The 23,664-nt window shown below is 33.9% G+C and carries 22 protein-coding genes and 1 tRNA gene; 10 read left to right on the top strand and 13 right to left on the bottom strand.

What is annotated here, in order from left to right:
• Positions 1 to 45 precede the first annotated feature (45 nt).
• Complete coding sequence (locus YWA_RS0107940) at positions 46 to 2,385, top strand: ATP-dependent helicase (RefSeq protein WP_022827978.1); 2,340 nt, start codon at positions 46 to 48, stop codon at positions 2,383 to 2,385.
• On the opposite strand, the gene YWA_RS0107935 is transcribed toward YWA_RS0107940, so the two are convergent.
• Complete coding sequence (locus YWA_RS0107935) at positions 2,375 to 3,076, bottom strand: LytR/AlgR family response regulator transcription factor (RefSeq protein ID WP_022827977.1); 702 nt, start codon at positions 3,074 to 3,076, stop codon at positions 2,375 to 2,377. The two genes, YWA_RS0107940 and YWA_RS0107935, sit on opposite strands and share 11 nt — an antisense overlap.
• Positions 3,073 to 4,104 (bottom strand): sensor histidine kinase, encoded by a 1,032-nt coding sequence (locus YWA_RS14805; protein WP_022827976.1) that lies wholly within the window; start codon positions 4,102 to 4,104, stop codon positions 3,073 to 3,075. The genes YWA_RS0107935 and YWA_RS14805 overlap by 4 nt, the downstream gene beginning before the upstream one ends.
• Positions 4,105 to 4,251: 147 nt before the next feature.
• Between YWA_RS14805 and YWA_RS0107925 the strand changes: the two genes are divergently transcribed.
• From YWA_RS0107925 to YWA_RS0107915, 3 genes are all read left to right on the top strand, one after another.
• Positions 4,252 to 5,067: a DUF5694 domain-containing protein gene (locus YWA_RS0107925; protein ID WP_022827975.1), complete on the top strand. Its 816-nt coding sequence runs from the start codon at positions 4,252 to 4,254 to the stop codon at positions 5,065 to 5,067.
• 162 nt (positions 5,068 to 5,229) lie between these two features.
• Positions 5,230 to 5,850, top strand: coding sequence for an L-threonylcarbamoyladenylate synthase (locus YWA_RS0107920; RefSeq protein WP_022827974.1), 621 nt, complete (start codon positions 5,230 to 5,232; stop codon positions 5,848 to 5,850).
• A 168-nt stretch (positions 5,851 to 6,018) separates the two neighbouring features.
• The gene (locus YWA_RS0107915; RefSeq protein WP_022827973.1) at positions 6,019 to 6,891 is read left to right on the top strand and encodes an NAD(P)H-hydrate dehydratase; all 873 of its coding nucleotides are present in this window, start codon (positions 6,019 to 6,021) and stop codon (positions 6,889 to 6,891) included.
• A 295-nt stretch (positions 6,892 to 7,186) separates the two neighbouring features.
• On the opposite strand, the gene YWA_RS0107910 is transcribed toward YWA_RS0107915, so the two are convergent.
• From YWA_RS0107910 to YWA_RS0107895, 4 genes are all read right to left on the bottom strand, one after another.
• Complete coding sequence (locus YWA_RS0107910; RefSeq protein WP_022827972.1) at positions 7,187 to 7,654, bottom strand: hypothetical protein; 468 nt, start codon at positions 7,652 to 7,654, stop codon at positions 7,187 to 7,189.
• Between the two features lie 85 nt (positions 7,655 to 7,739).
• On the bottom strand, positions 7,740 to 9,113 hold the full coding sequence (gene rimK / locus YWA_RS0107905; protein WP_022827971.1) for a 30S ribosomal protein S6--L-glutamate ligase: 1,374 nt from the start codon (positions 9,111 to 9,113) through the stop codon (positions 7,740 to 7,742).
• 129 nt (positions 9,114 to 9,242) lie between these two features.
• The gene (locus YWA_RS0107900; RefSeq protein WP_022827970.1) at positions 9,243 to 11,786 is read right to left on the bottom strand and encodes an ATP-dependent Clp protease ATP-binding subunit; all 2,544 of its coding nucleotides are present in this window, start codon (positions 11,784 to 11,786) and stop codon (positions 9,243 to 9,245) included.
• A 463-nt stretch (positions 11,787 to 12,249) separates the two neighbouring features.
• Positions 12,250 to 12,324: transfer RNA gene (locus YWA_RS0107895), tRNA-Pro, on the bottom strand.
• A gap of 155 nt (positions 12,325 to 12,479) precedes the next feature.
• On the opposite strand from YWA_RS0107895, the gene trxB reads away from it, so the two are divergent.
• Positions 12,480 to 13,427 (top strand): thioredoxin-disulfide reductase, encoded by a 948-nt coding sequence (gene trxB / locus YWA_RS0107890; RefSeq protein ID WP_022827969.1) that lies wholly within the window; start codon positions 12,480 to 12,482, stop codon positions 13,425 to 13,427.
• Between the two features lie 73 nt (positions 13,428 to 13,500).
• On the opposite strand, the gene YWA_RS0107885 is transcribed toward trxB, so the two are convergent.
• A complete protein-coding gene (locus tag YWA_RS0107885) occupies positions 13,501 to 14,241 on the bottom strand; it encodes an ion transporter (protein ID WP_022827968.1) in 741 nt (246 codons plus the stop codon).
• A 128-nt stretch (positions 14,242 to 14,369) separates the two neighbouring features.
• On the bottom strand, positions 14,370 to 14,834 hold the full coding sequence (locus tag YWA_RS0107880) for a GNAT family N-acetyltransferase (protein WP_022827967.1): 465 nt from the start codon (positions 14,832 to 14,834) through the stop codon (positions 14,370 to 14,372).
• A 300-nt stretch (positions 14,835 to 15,134) separates the two neighbouring features.
• Here YWA_RS0107880 and YWA_RS0107875 point away from each other — a divergent pair, with 300 nt between their 5' ends.
• Positions 15,135 to 16,244: a transporter substrate-binding domain-containing protein gene (locus YWA_RS0107875; RefSeq protein WP_026718668.1), complete on the top strand. Its 1,110-nt coding sequence runs from the start codon at positions 15,135 to 15,137 to the stop codon at positions 16,242 to 16,244.
• A 37-nt stretch (positions 16,245 to 16,281) separates the two neighbouring features.
• On the opposite strand, the gene YWA_RS0107870 is transcribed toward YWA_RS0107875, so the two are convergent.
• Complete coding sequence (locus tag YWA_RS0107870; RefSeq protein WP_022827965.1) at positions 16,282 to 16,725, bottom strand: DUF4268 domain-containing protein; 444 nt, start codon at positions 16,723 to 16,725, stop codon at positions 16,282 to 16,284.
• 59 nt (positions 16,726 to 16,784) lie between these two features.
• On the opposite strand from YWA_RS0107870, the gene YWA_RS0107865 reads away from it, so the two are divergent.
• On the top strand, positions 16,785 to 17,423 hold the full coding sequence (locus YWA_RS0107865) for an NUDIX hydrolase (protein WP_022827964.1): 639 nt from the start codon (positions 16,785 to 16,787) through the stop codon (positions 17,421 to 17,423).
• Positions 17,424 to 17,473: 50 nt separating this feature from the next.
• Positions 17,474 to 18,286 (top strand): lysophospholipid acyltransferase family protein, encoded by an 813-nt coding sequence (locus YWA_RS0107860; protein WP_022827963.1) that lies wholly within the window; start codon positions 17,474 to 17,476, stop codon positions 18,284 to 18,286.
• Here the strand turns inward: YWA_RS0107860 and YWA_RS0107855 are convergent.
• Genes YWA_RS0107855 through YWA_RS0107840 form a run of 4 tightly spaced genes read right to left on the bottom strand, consistent with a single transcriptional unit; the run spans position 18,283 to position 21,447 of the window.
• Entirely contained in the window at positions 18,283 to 19,137 is an 855-nt protein-coding gene (locus YWA_RS0107855) for a TraB/GumN family protein (RefSeq protein WP_022827962.1), read from the bottom strand. The two genes, YWA_RS0107860 and YWA_RS0107855, sit on opposite strands and share 4 nt — an antisense overlap.
• A gap of 35 nt (positions 19,138 to 19,172) precedes the next feature.
• Positions 19,173 to 19,814, bottom strand: coding sequence for a hypothetical protein (locus YWA_RS0107850; RefSeq protein ID WP_022827961.1), 642 nt, complete (start codon positions 19,812 to 19,814; stop codon positions 19,173 to 19,175).
• A gap of 13 nt (positions 19,815 to 19,827) precedes the next feature.
• The gene (locus YWA_RS0107845) at positions 19,828 to 20,322 is read right to left on the bottom strand and encodes an RNA polymerase sigma factor (protein ID WP_022827960.1); all 495 of its coding nucleotides are present in this window, start codon (positions 20,320 to 20,322) and stop codon (positions 19,828 to 19,830) included.
• 57 nt (positions 20,323 to 20,379) lie between these two features.
• Positions 20,380 to 21,447, bottom strand: coding sequence for a DUF3810 domain-containing protein (locus tag YWA_RS0107840; protein ID WP_022827959.1), 1,068 nt, complete (start codon positions 21,445 to 21,447; stop codon positions 20,380 to 20,382).
• Between the two features lie 369 nt (positions 21,448 to 21,816).
• Between YWA_RS0107840 and YWA_RS0107835 the strand changes: the two genes are divergently transcribed.
• Positions 21,817 to 22,071, top strand: coding sequence for a (2Fe-2S) ferredoxin domain-containing protein (locus tag YWA_RS0107835; protein WP_022827958.1), 255 nt, complete (start codon positions 21,817 to 21,819; stop codon positions 22,069 to 22,071).
• A 76-nt stretch (positions 22,072 to 22,147) separates the two neighbouring features.
• Positions 22,148 to 23,611, top strand: coding sequence for an aminoacyl-histidine dipeptidase (locus YWA_RS0107830; RefSeq protein WP_022827957.1), 1,464 nt, complete (start codon positions 22,148 to 22,150; stop codon positions 23,609 to 23,611).
• Positions 23,612 to 23,664 lie beyond the last annotated feature (53 nt).

Raw genomic sequence — 23,664 nt, 5'->3', positions numbered from 1 at the left:
CTTTCACATTAATCTTCAATCTGATTTTTTCAGTATTTAAATACAATGCAAAAATACATTAGCCAACTCAACGACGCCCAACAAGCACCGGTACTACAGAAAGACGGACCTATGATTATTATTGCGGGTGCGGGTTCAGGAAAAACACGTGTTTTAACCATCCGAATTGCTTATTTGATGAGTTTAGGCGTAGATGCTTTCAATATTTTGGCGCTTACTTTTACCAACAAAGCGGCAAAGGAAATGAAAAACCGTATTGCAGCGATTGTAGGTTCGGGTGAAGCCAAAAATTTATGGATGGGAACTTTTCACTCGGTTTTCGCTAGAATCTTGCGTTCAGAAGCAGATAAATTGGGTTATCCTTCAAACTTTACCATTTACGATACGCAAGACAGTGTTCGACTGATTTCATCAATTATCAAAGAAATGCAATTGGACCGCGATGTGTATAAACCGAAGCAAGTTTTAGGTCGGATTTCTTCTTACAAAAATAGTTTGATTACGGTAAAAGCCTATTTCAACAATCCTGAATTGCAAGAAGCAGATGCAATGTCTAAAAAACCACGTTTGGGTGAAATTTATCAAAATTATGTCGACCGTTGTTTCAAAGCAGGAGCGATGGACTTTGATGATTTGTTATTGAAAACCAATGAATTACTAAATCGTTTCCCCGAAGTTTTAGCAAAATACCAAAACCGTTTTAGATATATTCTAGTTGATGAGTACCAAGATACCAATCATTCGCAGTATTTAATTGTTCGTGCTTTGTCCGATCGTTTTCAGAATATTTGCGTAGTTGGAGATGATGCACAAAGTATTTATGCCTTTCGAGGCGCGAATATCAATAATATTTTGAACTTCCAGAAAGATTACGAAAATGTGCAAACGTACCGATTAGAACAGAATTACCGTTCGACAAAAAATATAGTAGAAGCGGCAAATTCAATTATTGAAAAAAATAAGACAAAGCTGGACAAAATCGTTTGGACTGCAAATGATTTGGGTGCCAAAATTAAAGTGCAGCGAAGTATTACCGATGGAGAAGAAGGACGTTTTGTAGCGTCAACCATTTGGGAACAAAAGATGCAAAACCAGTTGACAAACGGTCAATTTGCCATTTTATACCGAACCAACGCACAATCCAGAGCGATGGAAGATGCGTTGCGAAAGCGTGATATTCCGTATAGAATTTACGGCGGATTGTCTTTTTACCAAAGAAAAGAAATTAAAGATGTCTTGTGTTATTTGAGATTGGTGATCAATCCAAAAGACGAAGAAGCATTGATTCGTGTGATTAATTATCCAACGCGAGGAATTGGCGATACAACTGTTGAAAAACTAACAATTGCCGCCAATCACTACAAGCGTTCGATCTTTGAAATCATGCAAAACATTGATAAAATCGACTTGAAACTGAATGCGGGAACAAAAGCTAAATTGCAAGATTTTGTAACCATGATTCAGAGTTTTCAAGTCATAAACGAAAATCAAGATGCTTTTTTCCTTGCGGAACATGTTGCCAAAAAAACAGGTTTAGTACAAGAATTAAAAAAAGATGCCACGCCAGAAGGAATTGCCAAGATTGAAAATATAGAGGAGTTATTAAACGGTATTAAAGATTTCATCGAAGGTCAAAGAGAAATTGATGGAGCGAGAGGTGCACTTTCTGAATTTATGCAGGATGTGGCTTTAGCGACTGATTTAGATAAAGATACCGGCGATGATGATCGAGTCGCGTTGATGACAATTCACTTGGCAAAAGGACTTGAATTTCCTTACGTTTTTGTAGTCGGAATGGAAGAAGATTTGTTTCCAAGCGCGATGTCGATGAGTACAAGAAGCGAACTAGAAGAGGAACGCCGATTGTTTTACGTAGCCTTAACTAGAGCTGAACACCAAGCGTATTTGACTTATGCACAATCGCGTTACCGTTGGGGAAAATTAACAGATAGCGAACCGTCGCGATTTATAAATGAAATTGACGAACAATATTTAGAATATATTTCGCCACCAGAAACCAATTACAAGTATAAACCGATGATTGATTCGGATATATTTGGGGATGTTGATAAGTCAAAATTACGTCAGTTTAAACCAGCTGCGGCAACTCCTCCAAAATATTTTAACAACAATGATTCAGCAGCTTCATCAGGAATTCGGAAATTGAAACCGTTAGCGAATCCAACGAAAACGGTTTCTTCAGGTCCTAATTTATTTGACGGCCCTTTGCAACAAGGAACAAAAGTTATGCACGAGCGATTCGGTAGAGGAGAAGTGGTCAATTTAGAAGGTGTTGGCGGCGATAAAAAAGCCGAAATCAACTTTGAAGTGGGCGGAATTAAGAAACTTTTATTGCGATTTGCAAAATTAGAAATTATCGATTAATTGACTGATTTTCAATCCAGATTTTGATTTCGTTTTTGTAGGTTTCACCAATGGGAATGAAGCCTAGTTCATGGTGAATTGCATTTCCATCAACTGATTTAATTTTGTGCAAATTGATGATATACGAACGATGAATTCGCATAAAATGATGTTCCGGTAATTTGGTGATAAAATCTCTCAAAGTGTCGTGAACAACAAGTCGTTCGTCTTTAAGATGAATTTTAATATAATCGCTTAATCCCTCAACATAATAGATTTCATCGGTTTGAATGCGAACTTGTTTGCCATCAACTTTTACAAAAAGTACGGATTCTGAAGGTTCGTTTGGTTCTTTTGAATAATCTAAAAACTTGGTAATTGCTTTGTGAAATTTATCAAATGAAATGGGTTTCAATAAATAATCGACCACTCTGAATTCATAACTTTTCAACGCGTAATTTTCATAAGCAGAAGTGATGATGAAATGACTGTCTTTATTGAACAATTCCATCATTTGAATACCCGATAATTCCGGCATTTGGATGTCAATAAAAAACAAATCTACTTTATTGCTTTGCATAAAAGCGATGACTTCATAAACATCTGTAGTTGCTAAAACAACATCTAAACGTTGCAATTTCGAAGCATAGTTTTTCAATAACTCTACTGCTAATGGCTCGTCGTCAAGTATGATACAGCTTACTTTCTTCATAGTTGAATGATTAATATGCTTTTGAAATGAGTTGCATTTTTATCAATATTCCACTGATATTTATTTGGAAAATAATAGTCCAAACGCTTCTTTAAATTTTCAAATCCAATTCCAGAATGTGCATCTTTTAGCTTCGAATTGATTTTGTTTTCCGCTAAAATAGTCAAAACATTTTTATTGCAATCAATCGAAATTAAAGCTGGCTTTTCAGCAGAATCAATAACTCCGTGTTTAATGCAGTTTTCGACGAAAGGCAAAATTATATAAGGTGGAATTTCTTGGTTTTCGTTATCAATTGAAATTTCAACTTGAATCTGAATTGGTTTTGACATTCGAATGGCTTCCAAATCAATCAAGCTTTTGATGTAGCTGATTTCTTCTTCAATATTAATTAGTTCTTTTTGGGTTTCATACGTGGTGAATCGCATAATATCGCTCAATTTTTCAATCGCATTCAAAGATTTTTCCGATTTTGAAACTACCAATGAGTAAATATTATTCAACGTATTAAAAATAAAATGCGGATTGATTTGCGACTTTAAAAACTGAATTTCAGCTTGTTTTTTCTCTTCTGTAATAACCACTTGGTTCTGCAAAGTTCGAATGAAATTAATTATAATCCATAAAATACTACTTGCTAAAATTGGCGTTGAAGCCCAATGAATGTTATCTAATATATAGTAAGGCAAACTCGTTCCTTTAAAATAATTGCTTGTTCCAAAAAATTGAAGTGCAACAACTTCTTCAAGTAAATAGCGACAAAATATGAAGTAGAAAAATATTAAAATAAAACCAACTAAAATTGGAAGCAGTTTATGGCTTTTAAAACTCTTTTTGAGCACTAAAAAGTAGTTGACATAAAAGGTAGAAATTGTTGCGATTAGAAAAGTTACCGAAAATAAATCAACAGTTTCAACTTGATATAATATTTTGCTATCGGGATTTAAAGTAACGAAATAGCCCAACAAATAAATGATCCAAAAGAGGAAATGGAGTGCGATTTCTTTCTGCGTTGAAAATAATTTCATAGTACTTTATTTGATTTGGTGAAGATACAACGGCAATGTTCAATGGCAAAAAGCGTTCGCCGAAATTTAAAGGGTGTTCACCGAAAAGTTTCTTTTGAATGCAGATTTATTTCACACATTTGTATCGAACCTTAAAAATCTAGAATCATGAACAAGTTACTTATTTTTATTTTGTTAGTTGTAATGCAAAAAGTTACAGCTCAAGCTCCAATTTTCAAAGACAAATTTGACCAAACTATTAAAGTTCTCAACTTTGCAACCTTTCATATGGGTTACACCAATGATGCAAATTCAACTGAATTTGACGAAAATGATGCGAAAAATGTCGCCGATGCACATAAGATTGCGAAACTTTTATCAGAATTCAAACCAACAGTAATAATCGTAGAAACACCACCATCTTATAATCCAACTTTGCAAAAATCGTATCAAGCGTATCTAGATAATCCCAAAATGGAAATCAAAGACCCAAATGAAATTGAATTATTGGCTTTTGAATTAGGTCGTTTGGCAAAAACACTGAAGATTTTTGGTATTGACCATAAAATGGGATATAATTATGGAATCGGTTATCAATTGGCATCTACCAAAGTAAACGATAAGACGTATGAAAAATACGCAACACAAATAGATACAGAAGAAACAAAATTGAATTACGACAATTTGAGTTTATTAAAGAAATTTAAAGTGGAGAATAACCAACAATATTTAGACTTTTTAATCAATGTAAACGCTGATATGTTGACTTACGTTTCAACAGAAGGAAAATTTGAAGGCGCTGATGAAGCGGCTAAATTTTACCAAAGAAATTTAAGAATGTATTCGAATCTGAATCAAATTGATTTAAAACCTACTGATCGTGTTTTTATAATTATGGGTGGAGCACACACCGCTTTTTTTAATGAGTTTATGAAACGAAGTCCAAAATATGAGTTAGTCAATCCTTTTATGTATCTTAAATAACTATTTTGTAGTCTGAATTTTAACTATTTTTGCTTAACTTAAGGATGAATTTTGTAAATGAGACATTCTTGAGCAAAATTTGTTTAATTCTAAAGTTTTTAGGTAGTAACAATTGCAATTACTGCGACTGATAACTAGAAACTGATAACCGACAACAAAAAAATGGCACAGTTTATAAAAATATACGAAGACAAACCGAACGAAGCAGCGATTGCAAAAGTGGTTAAAGTTTTGAAAGACGGCGGATTAGTAATTTATCCAACCGACACCGTTTACGGATTGGGTTGTGATATTACGAATACAAAAGCGTTGGAACGCATTGCGAAAATCAAAGGAATCAAGTTGGAAAAAGCGAACTTCTCCTTTGTATGTTCAGATTTGAGTAATATTTCTGATTACGTTCGGCAGATTGATACGAGTACTTTTAAACTTTTAAAAAAAGCACTTCCAGGGGCTTATACTTTTATTTTGCCTGGAAATAATAACCTTCCGAAAGAATTTAAGAAGAAAACTACTGTTGGTATTCGAGTTCCTGATAATGCGATTGCCTTAGAAATTGTAAAAATGCTTGGAAATCCAATTGTCTCGACTTCAATTTATGATGAAGATGATGTGATTGAATACACGACTGACCCGGAATTGATTTTCGAGAAGTGGCAGAATTTAGTTGATTTAGTGATTGATGGAGGTTATGGAGACAATCAACCGTCGACTATTATCGATTTATCCGGACCAGAACCTGTAGTTGTGAGAGAAGGAAAAGGGGATATTGATATTTTTTAAGTAATTATCTCGCAACATTTTTTTAGATTTTATATAATTAAAAAAAAAATAATCTCGCAAAGACGCAAAGACGCAAAGTTTTAGTATTTAGCTTTGCGTCTTGGCGCCTTTGCGAGACTTCTATAAAAATTACATTAATAGAAATTAGTGAGCTATCTTAATTATAAAATGAAAATCAACAAAGTCTCTAAAGCAACAATTGCAGAAATCTACCGACCTGTCCAAAACGATACCCACAAAGGAATTCAAGGACACGCATTAATTATTGGCGGAAGCTATGGAAAGATTGGTGCGCCACTTTTGTCTTCAAAAGCAGCCTTGCATTCCGGTTGTGGTTTAGTGACAGCTTTTGTTCCCAAAATTGGTTATTCAATTATTCAAACTGCAATTCCAGAAGTGATGGTTTTGACTGATACGAATGATAATTTCATTTCACATATCGAATTTTCAATTCAACCACAAGGAATAGGGATTGGCATTGGAATGGGGCAGGAGCTAGAAACTTGCAGTGCTTTCAAGGCGTTTTTAGACATTAATGAAGTTCCATTAGTTATTGACGCAGATGGTTTAAATATCTTATCTGCAAATCCAGATTTGTTGAATAAATTAAAACCGCAAACCATTCTGACTCCTCATGTAAAAGAATTGGAACGACTCATAGGAACATGGAATTCTGAAGAAGAAAAATTTGAAAAAGCGGCAGCATTTTCTAAAAATGTCGACTGTATTGTTGTTATGAAAGGAGCTCCAACTTATATTTTTTCAAAAGGAACGTGTTTTGAAAATTCATCAGGAAACCCAGCTTTGGCAACTGCAGGAAGCGGTGATGTTTTAACGGGAATCATAACAAGTCTACTTGCGCAAAATTATTCGGCAGAAGAAGCAGCTATTTTAGGCGTTTACATTCATGGGTTAACTGCAGATTTGGCTCGACCGCAAACAGGTACGCACGCTTTTACGGCTTCTACAATTATTGAATATTTAGGAAAGGCTTTTTTGGAAATTGAAGAATTTTACCCAAATAAAACAGTTAAATATTAATTAAAATGCCTTATATCAATCATTTAATTAAAATTTTTATTATCTTAGAATATTAATTTATTTAAATGAGAATTTGGTAGCGTTGCTATTATTTAAATTGTTAACCTCGAAGTGCTGTCAACGTTAACTGTAGGATAATAAATTAATAAAATTAAATTGAGAGTTCTTTTTTTAGTAAAAGAACTCTCTTTTTTTTATGTTTTATAGAGAAAATTGTCTAATAAGGATATAGATTTTGCACTTCTCAGACTAATCTACGTAACCGATTAATAGTTTACTAAAAATAGTAGATGTTTTATTTTTTGAGAAATAAACTCATTTGTTCCGGAGTAGGATACATTTTTTTGACTCTTGCAATTAATATTATTTCCCCCAAATGAAAAGCTAAATGTGTACTTGAATCCTGAATTATCTTAAGTTTTTTTTCTAATAAGGAATCTGTAGAATCAAGGTTTTGAATTAAATTTTGAATTGTTTCTGATTGAGTTTTAAATTCATCTATTTTCAACGACCACTCTAGTTTGTCAACTGGTTTTATGGAGTCAATCCAAGAATCAGATTCAACAAAGTTAAAGTCAGTTTCAATGTCTTTAAGTTGTCGGAATTGAAATTCCCTCCAAATTATTAAATGATTTAACGTTTGCCAAATAGTTTTAGATTGCCCCTCAATCAAAGTACCACTTATCTCAAAAGGAATAGTATCAAAAACTTTGTAGGTATCAAAAGCATTTTGAAAAATATATTTGAAATTGAGAGAAATCATTATTAGATTTATATAGACTGAAAGTTAGATAGTTCGATTTACAGTAATTGGGATAATAGTGAGTTTTATAATTGAAATTTAATGTTTATTGTCTGTGTCTAAAATTCTTTTCAATTGCCTTAATCATTTCACCAGCAATATCTTTATTTGTTGCTCCTTCAATACCTTCCAAACCTGGAGATGAGTTCACTTCCAATAAAAGCGGTCCTTTTGACGAACGAATAATATCAACACCAGCTACTTTCAAGTCCATAGCTTTTGCTGCTTTGATTGCAATTCTACGTTCTTCAGCAGTCACTTTAATGATAGAAGCGGTTCCGCCTAAATGGATATTTGCTCTAAATTCTCCTGGCAAAGCTTCACGCTGAATTGCAGCAACAACTTTGCCGTCAATAACGAAACAACGAATATCTTTACCGTTGGCTTCTTTAATGAATTCCTGTACTAAAATATTTGCATTTAAACTTTTAAACGCATTAATCACACTTTCCGCCGCTTTTTTAGTTTCAGCTAAAACAACTCCTTTTCCTTGAGTTCCTTCTAATAATTTTACTATTAATGGCGAACCACCAACCATTTTAATCAAATCATTCGTGTCCAAAGGAGAATTTGCAAATCCTGTGGTTGGAATATCAACGCCATGATTTAGCAAAAGTTGTAATGAATATAATTTATCTCGTGATTGAGTAATTGCTGAAGCCGAGTTTAAAGTGTATACTTTCAAAGCCTCAAACTGCCTTGTCAAAGCACAACCGTAAAAAGTGATGCTTGGACGAATTCTTGGAATTACAGCGTCGAATTTATCTAAGATTTTTCCACCGCGGTAATGGATTTCAGGATTTGTCGCATCGAGTTTCATGTAACATTCTTTGATGTTCAAGAAATGCATTTCATGACCCCGCATTTCGCCCGCTTCCATGATTCTTTTATTCGAATATAATTCGGGATTACTGGCTAAGACACCAATTCTCAAACCTGTTTTTGCTTGTTCAGACGTTTTGTATAATTCTTTTAGTTTGTCAGTAGAAGGTTGGCCTAACAAATATTTTTGAGATGGATCAACTAAAACACGACCACTCATGGCTTCACGACCTAAAAGCATTCGGAAACCCATTGAATCTCGGTTGGTTAATGTTATTTCAACCGACCAATGTTGGCCACCAATTTCCAATTCAGCACCAATAACATAACGTTGTTCGCGAAAACCGCTTGAACTTTTTACCACACGTTTGTCTACTAACTTCGACTCACAATGAATAACTGTTTTCACGTTATTTTGGATCGGGTTGATATCAAATTTTACCCAATTTTCTCCATCTTTAATAAATGGAGCAATATTGATAGCATGTAACGCAGAGGTTTTCGCGCCAGAATCTACTCTTGCTTTAATTGTAGGAATTCCGAGTTCTGGAAAGGAACACCATTCTTCACTTCCGACGATAACTTTTTCTTGTAACATGCGTTTATTTTTTGAAATTTGAGTTTATCAAATGTAGAAATTTGTTTTGTAAAACAAGGTTGGTATTGGGAAAAAATTAAAAAACCCGCACTGAAGAACAGGCGGGCTAGTAACTATTTAGAAATGAAATTACTTGGTTGGCTCTTTCATTTTGTGTACTTCAACACTCAATTCTGTTTCACCTTCTTTATAATCCATGAAAATCTCGTCGCCTACACTAATTTTTGTAGTGATAATCTCTTCTGCCAAAGTATCTTCGACGTATTTTTGAATCGCTCTTTTTAATGGACGCGCTCCAAATTGCTTGTCGAAACCTTTTTCGGCAATGTATGCTTTGGCTGCAGCAGATAAGTTTAATTTATATCCTAAATCTTTAATTCGAGCGTATAATTTCTCTAATTCGATTTCGATAATCAAATCAATATGCTCTTTTTCTAGCGGATTAAAGACAATTACGTCGTCAATTCTATTTAAAAATTCTGGTGCAAACGCTTTTTTCAACGCATTTTCAATAACACTTTTCGAATGTTCGTCGCTTTGAGCAGTTTTCGCAGCCGTTCCAAAACCAACACCTTGACCGAAATCTTTCAATTGGCGTGCACCAATATTAGAAGTCATAATGATAATCGTGTTTTTGAAATCTACTTTTCGTCCTAAACTATCCGTTAAGTAACCGTCGTCTAAGACTTGAAGCATCATATTAAATACGTCTGGATGCGCTTTTTCAATTTCATCTAAAAGTACAACAGAATAAGGTTTGCGTCGCACTTTTTCGGTCAATTGTCCACCTTCTTCGTAACCCACGTATCCTGGAGGTGCTCCAACTAAACGAGAGATTGCAAATTTCTCCATGTATTCACTCATGTCAATACGAATCAAAGCATCCTCTGAATCAAACAATTCTTTCGCAATCACTTTCGCCAATTGTGTTTTACCGACACCGGTTTGACCCAAGAAAATAAACGAACCAATTGGTCGGTTCGGATCTTTCAATCCAGCGCGATTTCTTTGGATCGAACGAGCAATTTTTAAAACAGCTTCGTTTTGGCCAATTACTTTGCCTTGTATAAGCTCTGGAAGTTTAGCTAATTTGTTGCTTTCCGTTTGCGCAATACGATTAACAGGAATTCCCGACATCATAGAAACTACATCGGCAACGTTGTCTTCTGAAACCTCAATTCTGTTATTTTTAGAATCTTCTTCCCATTGTTCTTGAGCTATAGCCAAATCTTTTTCGATGCGTTTCTCATCATCGCGAAGACGTGCTGCTTCTTCGTATTTCTGTCTTTTTACAACACTTGTTTTAAGTTCTTTTACTTCTTCTAATTGACGTTCTAATTCCAAAATCTGTTTTGGAACCTCAATATTTGTGATATGCACTCTTGAACCCGCTTCATCTAATGCATCAATGGCTTTGTCCGGTAAAAAACGATCAGCCATGTAACGGTCCGTTAATTTCACGCAAGCTTCAATTGCATCGTCTGAATACGTTACGTTGTGGTGGTCTTCGTATTTGTTTTTAATGTTGTGTAATATTGTAATTGTTTCTTCAACTGATGTTGGTTCTACAATTACCTTTTGGAAACGACGTTCTAAAGCGCCATCTTTCTCAATATACTGACGGTATTCGTCTAATGTTGTCGCACCAATACATTGAATTTCTCCTCTTGCTAAAGCGGGTTTAAACATATTTGCAGCGTCAAGCGATCCAGTCGCACCACCAGCTCCAACTATGGTATGAATTTCGTCGATAAACAAAATGATATCATCATTTTTCTCGAGTTCGTTCATTACCGCTTTCATTCGCTCTTCAAATTGACCACGGTATTTTGTACCTGCAACTAAACTAGCCAAATCAAGGGTTACTACTCGTTTTCCAAAAAGAATTCGAGAACATTTCTTTTGAATAATTCGCAAAGCCAATCCTTCTGCAATGGCTGATTTACCCACTCCAGGTTCACCAATCAATAAAGGATTGTTCTTTTTACGTCGACTCAAAATTTGAGAAACGCGTTCAATTTCTTTTTCACGACCTACAATAGGGTCTAACTTTCCGTCTTCCGCCATTTCTGTTAAATCTCTACCAAAATTGTCTAGGACCGGAGTCTTTGATTTTTTGTTGGACTTATTGGCGGGATTATTAAACGAACCCTCTTTAAAACTGTCATCTTGTCCTGAATCTTCGTTAAAAGCTTCATTTTTGGGCAAGTTTTCTAAAAAATCATCATTAGTTGGCGTCATATTTAAATACTGTTCTTTAGCTATATCATAATCTATTTTAAGTTTATTAAGTAGCTTGGTTGTAGGGTCGTTTTCATTTCTTAAAATACACAACAGTAAATGTGCAGTACTTACTGATACGCTTTTGAATACTTTAGCTTCAAGAAAAGTGGTTTTTAAAGCACGTTCTGCTTGAATAGTTAGTTGCAAGTTGCGTTTGTCGTTATTCGCTTGTGTGTTAGGGTTAGCAGGACTTAATATCTCCACTCTCTTTCGAAGATGCTCCAAATCTACCGACAAGTTATTCAATATATTAATGGCTTTACCGTTTCCGTCTCGTAAGATACCTAACATCAGATGTTCCGTTCCAATGAAGTCGTGACCTAAACGTAAGGCTTCTTCTTTACTGTAAGTGATTACATCTTTTACTCTTGGTGAAAAATTGTCATCCATAATTATTAGTTTGGTTCTATAAATTTAATGCTTTTACAATTAGTTTTGCAAAAATCATTCCTCTAGATTACCTTGTCAGCTAATAGACAAAAAAATATCTAAATAAAAAAGTTAAATAACAGCTAACTTCTCAACTAATAGTGCGTCACTAATTGTTAATAAAAATTTTTTTAAGGTGAATCTTAGATGATTTTAAGAATGTACTTTAGGAAAATTAGAAAGCATGAAGATTTAAAATAGGGTAATCAAATCTTAGAATACTGAGATTACCTTCTTTTGTAAAATCTTAAATAAAAAAGCAAACAATTTACTGTACCAATGAAGAATAACAATTGAATTATAAAAAAAAATCTTTGACCGTTTTTTCAGTCGTTATTTTTTGTCTTAGATAAAATGTTAATTGCTTAACTTTGATTTTAAATAAAACAAAAAATCCCTTCTGAAGTCAGAAAGGATTTTTTAGTCGGGGTGGCAGGATTCGAACCTGCGACCTCCTGCTCCCAAAGCAGGCGCGATAACCGGGCTACGCTACACCCCGATAGCGGGTGCAAAGATAAACAAATATTCTACTTTCACAACCGATTATTAATTTTTTAAAATATTATTTCGCGATAGCTAAAAGTTATTACAATGTCTAGACAAATTTTTAAAATTAGGCTACATTTGCACTCATTAACAGAATCCTAAAATAATATGTCAACTACAATTGAAAAAGTAAAGTGTCTGATCATTGGTTCAGGTCCTGCAGGATATACTGCAGCAATTTATGCTTCTAGAGCAAATATGTTTCCGGTTTTATACCAAGGTTCACAACCAGGCGGTCAATTGACTACTACGAATGAAGTAGAAAACTGGCCAGGAAATCCAGAAGGAATTACAGGTCCAGAAATGATGGTTAACTTACAAGCACAAGCGGAACGTTTTGGTGCTGATATTCGTAATGGTTGGGTTTCTAAAGTTGATTTTTCAGGTCCAATTCATAAAGTTTGGGTGAATGATGAGAAAGAAATTCACTGTGAAACGGTGATTATTTCTACAGGAGCTGCAGCGAAATACTTGGGATTGCCATCAGAACAACATTATTTACAAATGGGTGGTGGTGTTTCTGCTTGTGCAATTTGCGACGGATTTTTCTACAGAAATCAAGAAGTTGTTATCGTAGGAGCGGGAGATTCTGCTTGTGAAGAAGCACATTATCTTTCTAAATTATGTAAGAAAATTACAATGTTAGTGCGTACAGAAAATTTTAGAGCTTCTAAAATCATGGAAGAACGCGTAAGAAAAACAGAAAACATCGAAATCATGTTGAATACTGAAACGTTAGAAGTTTTAGGAGACGGTCAAGGTGTTACTGGTGCTAAGGTTTTAAACAAAACTACAAACGAAGAATTAATAATTCCTGCGACTGGATTTTTCGTTGCAATTGGCCACAAACCAAATACAGATATTTTCAAAGACTATATCGAATTAGATGAAAAAGGATATATCGTTAGTATTCCTGGAACTTCTAAAACAAATGTAAAAGGAGTTTTCGTTGGTGGAGACGCTGCTGATCACGTGTACCGTCAAGCAATTACTGCTGCTGGAACAGGTTGTATGGCTGCTTTAGATGCGGAACGTTATTTGGCTTCTTTAGAATAAAGAATAAAGTTATTACAATTATATATAAAAATGAGTCCAATTGGGCTCATTTTTTTTACTTGTCAAAATTTACTTACACTTCTTTTTGTTGTTCATTTTCATCTTCTTTTTCCTCTAAAGTCCGTGCTTTTGTCAATGCCGTTGCGACTAAACCAGCTGGAATAGTAACAATACCAATTCCAAGTATTAGGATAAAAAAGGTGAATATTTTTCCGCCTACAGTAATTGGAAAAACGTCGCCATAACCTACAGTTGTTAACGTTACGATTGCCCACCATAAACTCGCAAATAACGAACTAAATTCTTCCGGTTGTGCTTCATTTTCGAAAAAATAAATACCAGATGCGGATAGAAAAACTAAAATTAAAGTGACCATAAAGAACAAGATTACTTCTTCTTTGATGATTGTAAATGCGACGCTAAATCTTCGTAAAGCTTTATTGTATCTGATTAACTTGAATGCCCTGAATATTCGAAAAATTCTAAATATTCGGAATGCTCGTAAATCAATTGTAGAAGTTAAATAGAACGGTAGAATGGACAATAAGTCAATTAATCCATAAAAGCTGAACATGTATTTGAGTGGTTTTTCGGCAACGTAAATTCGCAGCACATATTCAATGCTAAAGATAATTACACAAATAAATTCAAATATGCTAAGAAGTTTAGTTGTACTAGGTGAATTGTCTGGTAACGTTTCAAAGGAAAAGGAGACGAGAGAAAATAATATTAAAACTTGAATGGAGTAGTCAAAAATCTTTCCTTTTCGAGTAGTGTTGTCTTCAATTATGGAGCGAAGTTTAGTCTTTAACATTGTTAATTTTAATTACAGTAAAGTCAGATCGTAATTGATTTACTTTTACTTCGTTTACAATTTTCAAAAGTAAACATTTGATTATACAAATTGATTACAAGTGTAGCTTAAATAGTAATTTTTAGACTCTAATGCTCTAAATTTTGGTATTCCATAAAATACAAATCAAATCCATCAGCCCAATAATTCGGAATCATTTTTTTTAAAACAAATCCTTGTTTTTCGTAGAATTTATAGGTGATTTGAGAAGTTCTCACAATAACTTTTTTAATCGTTTTCATTGAAATAAGTTCAGAAAGTCGGTGTTGTAGTAATTGTGTTCCAAATGACTTTCCGTGAAATTCAGGATGAATCATGTCCCAACTGATGATTCCAACTTTTTTTCCTTCTTCGAAATTTATCCCGCCACATCCGATAATTTTATCTTCGTAAAGCAAAACGTAATAAAGCTCGATCTCTTTCTCTAAGTAATTTTGAAAATCAAATTTTTCACTTGGAGCAAAATAGTTGGGAATATTCAAATCAATCAAATTTAGGACGGCTTCCTTATCTTCAGATTTATAACTTCGGAGTACTGTTTTTGAAATTGACATTTGCTTTGCGTTTAAATTAGAAATCTATGAATAAATATTGAAATGTAAAAGCGTTTCAAATCAAACTACGGAGTTTATTATCTTACAAATTTAAAAGAAAAGTAAACAATATATCTGACCACAACTGCAACAAATCTGTAACTCAATAGTGTGATATTAGCATTCAAAATAGATCAATAAAAGTAAAAATTTTTTACCCAAATTGAGATAATAAAACACTTTTCTAGAATCAATACTTTTTTATTTTTTTGGATTTTTGTATATTTGGGATATTCAGTACTAATTCAAAAATTAATTAATTTGTCTTTATTTTCAAAATCAATACTTACATTACTCATTTTATTCAGTTTTTCTGTTCTTTCTGCTCAAAGTCCTTACGACACCATTAAAGGTAAAGAAGCCGAAAATTTTAACGTTGGTTACGCAGGTTCTCAGCCTTTTATCGTGAATGATGATGGCAAGTGGGAAGGTATTTCTGTAGAAATCTGGGATTTACTAGCTCGAGAAAATGGAGTTGACTATAAAGTAAAGTCGTACAATAATGTTGCAGACGCTTTAAAGGATTTAAACGAGGGTAAATTAGATGCCGTTGTTGGTCCAACAAGTATTACCTCAGATCGTGCGGAATTAGTAGAGTTTAGTCAACCGTATTTTCAATCCAGTCTTGCCATTTTATCGCGAGCTGATGACCCGTCATTTTTGGACCGCATCGCACCATTATTTACCATTAATTTGCTGTATGCTTTATTTATTTTCCTATTTATACTTTCTATTGTAGGAACTTTATTATGGTTAGCTGAACGTAAAGCTTCTCCAGAACAATTTCCGCATGAACCTTTAAAAGGGATTGCGAATGGAATGTGGTGTGCCATTGTCACGATGTCTACCACAGGTTATGGTGATATCGCTCCTGTAACATTAATGGGAAGAATCGTTGCCGGAACTTGGATGGTGGTTTCCATTTTATTCGCCACTACAATGGTTGCTGGAATCGCGAGTTCTTTGACTCTTTCTGGACTTGGTAAAAACACAATTTCTTCTGCAGAGGAATTTAAAAATAAGAAAATTGCTGTTTTGAACAATTCTCCAAGTGTTGATTTTGTTAAAGAATACGATGGAAAAGTAGTTCCTGTTGACAACATCGACGAAGCTTATAAGCTTTTAAAAGGCAATAGTGTGCAAGGCGTGGTGTACGACCGACCACAATTAGAATATTTTCTAAAGGAAAATGAAGATAAAGAGTTGACTATTTCCGTAGCAGATTATTTAAAGCAAGGGTATGGTTTTGCATTTCCGTTGCACTCGGACCGCGTTTCTGGTTTTAATATTTCACTACTAAAGTTAAAAGAAGACGGCGTTTTGAGAGATATTACGGTAAATTGGTTGGGAAAAGATAAAGTTGCAAAGTGATTTTAAAACGACTTCGATTGTAAAAGATAATATTCTTCTAAACATTTAGCTCTAAATCCTCGATGTAGTCTTTATATTCTTCAAAAAACCGCTCAAAAGCATCCATCTTTTCGTTGAAAAAGACGAAGATTTCAGGCCAAGTATTTTTATTAAAAACACTAATACCGGTTTTTTCGACCCATATTTTACTGATTTCTTTTCCCGTTTCTAAATGGAAATGACGCTCAAAAATAGCATTCTTCATAAAATCATCAAATAAAATCTGCTTCAGAGATTCAATTTTCTCGAAGTAGATTTTTCTTTTTTGTTCATCTCTTGGTTCGATGTCCAGCGTAACTTGGGCTTTTTTATTATCCACATAGAATTTGAACGAGAAATCTTTGATTTTTGTGTCATACAACATCCATTTCCTCGGATAAACTTGTGCAAATTCAATCCAGAATTCTCTTTTTATTTTTTGTGAGTCGGCTTTACTAAACATAATTTGGGAAACTAATAATGAAGGATTTTTTGTAATTTAGATTTTTTAAAATAAGTAAAATGATTTTCACAGAATTTCTCAATTACATTCCAAAAATAGCAAAAGAAAACCTGATAGGCGAAGAAGCACATGAAAAAATGTCTCCACCCGAAAGATTAGCGTTTATAAAGAAAAATGATCCCGCGGAGTTCAACCCAAGAAAAGCGGCTGTTTTGATGCTTTTTTATCCAAAAAATGCAGAAACACATTTGGTTTTAATTGTTAGAAATTCCTATCCGGGTGTTCATTCGTCCCAAATTGGTTTTCCTGGAGGCAAAGTAGAAACTTTTGACATAAACATGGAAGCGACCGCTTTACGTGAGACACATGAAGAAATTGGTATTGCTCCAGAACAAATTTCAATCGTAAAAGCATTTTCAGATTTGTATATTCCGCCAAGTAATTTTACAGTTTTACCATTTTTAGGATACAGTACTGATGAATTAATTTTCAACCCTGATCCGCGAGAAGTTTTTGGAATCATCGAATTGTCTTTAAAAGATTTTTTAAATGAACATAATTTTACCACTCAAATTATGGAAACATCTTATATGAAAGAAATTGAACTTCCGGTATTTAAATTTGGTGATCATATTGTTTGGGGAGCTACCGGAATGATGCTGAGTGAGTTAAAAGAAGTGCTTAAAAAAGTGTTGTGATGCAATAGTTTTGCTACTTTTGTAGGCTATTGTATATAAAAATTTCCTTTATGGGATTGTTTAAACGAGGACCTTTTGGTCATATACTTTTTGTCAAAAAATGGTTGATCCGAATCTTTGCTGCTTTAACACACAGAAGATATCGCGGTTTCAACGAATTGCAAATTGAAGGATCTGAAATTATAAAAAGCTTACCTAATAGTAATGTGCTTTTTATTTCCAATCACCAGACTTATTTTGCTGATGTTGTTGCCATGGTACATGTTTTTAATGCGAGCTTGAGCGGTCGAGTGGACAATATAAAAAACATTGGATACATATGGAATCCTAAACTTAATCTCTATTATGTAGCGGCAAAAGAAACAATGCAATCCGGAATTCTTCCACGAATCATGTCCTATGCGGGAGCGATTACTGTGGATCGAACTTGGCGTTGCGAAGGAAAAGATGTGCAGCGGAATGTAAATCCAAATGATACAGAAAACATCAGAATTGCTTTAGAAGATGGTTGGGTAATTACGTTTCCACAAGGAACCACAAAGTCGTTTAAACCAGTAAGAAAAGGGACCGCTCATATTATTAAAACGTACAAACCTATTGTAATTCCTATCGTTATTGACGGTTTCAGACGCTCATTTGATAAGAAAGGTTTGCGGTTAAAAAAGAAAGGAATTCTACAATCCTTTATCATTAAAGAACCGTTGCAAATTGATTATGAAAATGACACAATTGAAGAAATTGTAGAAAAAGTAGAGTTCGCAATAGAGCAACATCCTTCGTTCTTAAAAGTAATTCCAGTCCAAATTCAAGAAGAAGTGGAACAACTTAATGAGCAAAGGCGTTACAGCTATAAAGCAGATTAATTTATAATCGCTTCTACTTTGTAACCCTTTTTACGTAGTAAATTAATAATACCGAATTCTCCTATTAAATGTGCGGCACCAACACCATAGAAAGTAGGTTTCTCTTTACTTATTTTTTCTATTTTTGGAATCCATCTTTCATTTCGATTTTTAAGAAGTAAGTCCTCATAATCAGTCATAATAGCACTTTTACTTTTTTTGGAAAGACGCTCCATTTCATCTAAGTTTTTATCAGCGTAAACGTGTAATAATTCATCTAATTCTACTTTATCCTCTTGAAAGTCATTTTTCACGGAGTTGATCAATTCTCTAGCTTGCACTTTATAAGGGATTTTATCAAAAATAGCCATTTGCTCGGCAACAGTTTCTAATCCGTAAACAGGTTCCTTCTGTGCTTTTGAAACTTTTACTAATTCATTTTCAAACGATTCAGGAGAACAATCCAATAAAGTAGTTAGAAACATGGAGCTCACAAGAAACGGTTTGTATGTATTAAATAGATCTGCCGAAACCCTCATTTTAGACATTAAATACTTATCTAACATGTAGTAATCTTCTTCTGAAACTAATGACTTTATAGTTACTCCGTCTTTCATGCTCATGCTTTTCATCACATTTGTTTGCATTTCCGGATCGTCCATATCAAGCTCTAGATACATTTGAGAAGTATTATCCAATGCATTTAAAATCTCATCATCTAATTTGGCATTACAACTGATGTGGATGGTTCCAAAAACATAAGACGGTTTTTCAATTCCGTTGCCAGAAATTTTATACAAAAGTGAGTTGTCATTCTGTCCAAACGCTACAATTGATAGCAAGCTTAACGCTAAAATAAATAGATTTTTCATAAATTTAAGTTTGATTATAGGTTGTGAAATTAAATCTAATAATCGATTTTCTTTAATTCCTGGTAATTTTTATAAAGTTGCTTTAGTAATATTCCGTAGATAAGACGGTAAAATAACCAAATAAATGCGATGAATATCGACAGGAACAAAATCGTTATTCCAATGTAAATTGCGTAAATTAAAACAGTACTGTTGTTCTTTTCCGACATTTCAATCATTTCGATAATTCGCTCGTCGTGATTAAATTGAATAAACAAAACGATTACAGCGCTACAAACTGCATATATAATGTTAAACCATACATACTGATGTACTTTTTTACGTGTTTTTAAAATCGTATTTATTAGTTTCTGGACGTTGTCTGTGGCAGTAATTTTGCGGTAATTCAAATAAAATTGAAAGAAAAAGTACGCCAGTCCAACATAACCAATAATCATAAACGGCGTCATAATGTGTTCCACATGATAAGCGTCAAACTGCCGCATGACTTCACCATCTTTCATACAAAACGATAAAACGGACCAAAACAAAAACTCTACAATACTGATAATAAAAATCCATTTCACAATAGAGCTGGAACTCTTGTGAATCATTTTATATATTTGTTTTTCAGAAACTTGCTCAAAGGAACTTTCGTCTTTCTTCCAGTGTTTCTTTAATAGATCTAACTCTTCCATATATTTTTTTTCCTTACGGATTTAAAATTTTCTTTAATTTTCCTTTAATGCGGTTCATCTTCACTCGTGCATTCACTTCGCTAATTCCTAACGTTTCCGCTATTTCTTCGTAATTTTTATCCTCAAGATACATAAATACAAGCGCTTTTTCAATGTCATTTAATTGATAAACTGCTTTATACAATAATTTGAGTTGCTCTTCCTCTTCATAATTATAATCTTCTGCTTTAAAAAAATGTTTGGTCGTGTCGTATTCTGTTGTCGCAATGGAACGCTTACTTTTCCGGTACAAAGTAATTGCAGTATTTAAAGCGACACGGTAAGCCCACGTTGAAAATTTACTATCGCCTCTGAATTTTGGAAAGGCTTTCCAAAGTTGAATCGTTATTTCCTGAAACAAATCTTTGTGCTCATCGTCGCCAGAAGTATACAACCGACAAATTTTGTGGATGATATTCTGATTTTCCTGAAGTTGTTTTACAAAAGATTGTTCTAAAGAAGCACTCATATTGTCATTAGTAGGTTTTGTAACGGATTTGTTACAGAAATTTGAAAATTTAGATTTTTAAGACACAATTGGATTGTTTTTGGAATAATTAATCAGCAGATTTAGAAATTTACTGTAACTCTCTAATCCATCTTCTTGCTGATTTACTTTCAAAAAATGATCGTAGAAAAACTTAAAGCCATCTTCAATAAAGGTTTCATATTGTTCCCAATGTGCTGCTGAATCTTTATAGTTTTGAATTACTCCCGGATTGATTTCTTTAAATAATTGTTTGCCAAGTATTGGATTTCTAACTTCCCAGTTGCGCAAACAATAGCGTAAAGCACTGCTGTATCCCGCATATTTAAAGTACAGATTCTCATTCTGTGTCACTGCTAAAAAGCCAATAAAATTTGCTTCACTCTCAGAAGCATACCCAATTTGATGAGCCATTTCGTGACAAACCGTAAAAGGAAAATTCACTGTAGGAATTCGATCGTTTACTTGGGCTTCATTGGTAAAAGGATTTAAATAGCCAGAAAAACCCATGTAGGAAAGAGGCAAACTAATCATAGATTTCTTTATACTTCTATTTCTGTAATCGAAAAAGGAATGCTTTTTAGCTAAATTTTCATATCCGTCAATGCTGAATTCGAAAATTTCTTGTTGAGTTCCAGGATTTACGACTTTTGCATTTGGATTTTTAGTTATGGCAACTTGAATTGCATTTGTCTGCTTGATCATTTCTTTTGTAAAACGCAGTAAATCAGCATCACTATATTCCTTCTCGATATTCATCTTATCAAAAAGAGGTACTCTGTAATAATTAAATGCCCAAAGAATATGAAATAGAAAATAGAAAATACTCAAACCTCTTGCAACCTGAAAAGCTATTATTTTCCAGTTTTTAGGCTTTCGAAATAAGTTTACAATCCATTTCAACAGAAAAAAACCTGCAATAAAATAAATTAAATCGCCTACAGAAAATGAAATACCAGTCAATAAATGTCGTGAAAATTCGGCAATAATAGGGTAGAAGCCATTGCTGTAAAAACGTTCAACAAATTCCGGTATCAATTGTAAAGTTTGAATTACTACAATCTGAATTCCCAAAAAAATCACCCAACCCAACCGACGGTTTTTCATCTTCTTATTTTAATGAAGCTAATGTAATAAATAGTTTTCGAATCCTAAAACAACTCTGATATTAGTATTTGGAGCAAATCAATTGTGAGTTTTTTAATCTATTTTCCCGTCTTCCGCTTCAATCTCCCGAAAAAAATCGGGAGGATTTCTCGCTTCAACCGGGGCTATTTTAAAATCTTTCGGCTCTTTTTTATCTTTTGGTTTTTTAAAATTAATAGCACTTTAATTCAAGTTCAAATTCGTGAAAATTCGTGTAATTGGTAGCAAAATAAAAATCACATTGTTAAAATTAATCGTTTATTTAGAATAGATTAAAATAATAATGTATTTTTGTCCCGCATTAATTTATACAACTTCAATTCATTACGAATGGGCAAGAAAAATAAAGAAAAGGTAATTCTATTTTGCGACGGCAAGAAATGTTGCAAATACAATTCTGAAATCAAAGAATGTTTCAAGGATTTAGTCCAAGAAGCAGGTTTAACGGATATTGTTACCGTTCAAAAAATGAAATGCCAAGGATTTTGCAAAAGCGCTCCTATTATATGTATTCATAAAAATGAATGTGTCGGAAATGTTTCCACACAAGACGCTAAAAAACTTTTCGAAAAACATATCGCATAATTTTAGCAGTATTTTTAGACCTTTCCCACACTAACTTTGTAACTTTACGGCCATAACTTTATAATCAATTATAAGCATGAGCCAAGAAATTCGTAACCTCGAACCCCAACAACTCTGGAATAAATTTGCCGATTTAAATGCCGTTCCTCGTCCTTCTAAGAAAGAAGAACGTGTAATTGCCTTTATGAAAGACTTTGGTACTAAATTAGGTTTGGAAACCAATGAAGATGAAGTCGGAAATGTAATCATCAAGAAACCGGCAACAGCTGGAATGGAAAACCGCAAAACCATCGTGATGCAATCGCATTTAGACATGGTTCACCAAAAAAATTCTGATACTATTTTTGATTTTGACACACAAGGAATTGAAATGTACGTGGATGGCGACTGGGTTCGTGCAAAAGGAACAACACTTGGAGCGGATAACGGTTTAGGAGTTGCCACAATTATGGCAATTTTAGAATCGACAGATATTGAACATCCTGCAATAGAAGCTTTGTTTACCATTGACGAAGAAACAGGAATGACCGGTGCGATGGGATTAAAAGGTGGCGTTCTTTCAGGTGAAATTCTTTTAAATTTAGATACCGAAGAAGACGATGAAATTGATATAGGTTGTGCAGGAGGAATTGACGTAACTGCAACGCGTTCTTATAATGAGGAAGAAGTTCCCGAAGATGCAGTTGCTTATAAAATTACGGTTAATGGACTTAACGGTGGACATTCAGGAATGGACATTCACAAAGGTTTAGGAAACGCGAACAAGATTATGAACCGTTTACTTTTCGGTGCATTTGAAAATTTTGGTTTGCAAATTGCGGAAATCAACGGTGGAAGTTTGCGTAACGCAATTCCTCGTGAAAGTGTAGCGACAGTTGTTGTTGCAGGAATGTACGACGAAGCGTATGTTTTTGACATGCAAGAAATCATAGGCGACATCAAAACCGAATTTAAAACGATGGAACCAAAATTAGCCATCACTATTGAAAAAGCGGATTTACCAACAAAAATAATGGATTTAGGTGTTCAAGAAGGTTTACTTCGTGCACTTTATACCGCTCACAACGGAGTTTACAGAATGAGTCCTGATATGGCTGATTTAGTGGAAACTTCAAATAACATCGCGAGAGTTATTGTAAAAGAGGGTGAAATTTCTGTAGGATGTTTAACACGTTCTTCTGTAGAAACTTCTAAAATGGATTTGGCAAACGCATTGCGTTCTGCATTTGAATTAATGGGTTGCGAAGTTGAATTTTCAGGATCTTATCCAGGTTGGACGCCAAATGTAACTTCTCCAATTTTAGATGTTTTAACCGATTTATACGAAAAACAAAACAACGAAAAACCAAAAGTTGTGGCTTGTCACGCAGGTTTAGAATGTGGAATTTTAGGGACAAATTACCCAGACATGGATATGATTTCTTTTGGACCGACGATTCATGGAGCACATTCACCAGACGAAAGAGCTTCTATTTCATCCGCACAAAAATACTGGAAATTTGTACTGGAAATTTTGAAAAATATTCCTGTGAAAAATTAATTTTCCAAAATAGAATTTTTTAAGAAAGCTCGTTGATTAAGTTCAGCGGGCTT

Origin of the sequence: Flavobacterium antarcticum DSM 19726, assembly GCF_000419685.1 — a bacterium.
GTDB classification, from domain to species: domain Bacteria; phylum Bacteroidota; class Bacteroidia; order Flavobacteriales; family Flavobacteriaceae; genus Flavobacterium; species Flavobacterium antarcticum.
This window is presented reverse-complemented; position numbering and strand designations above follow the sequence as displayed.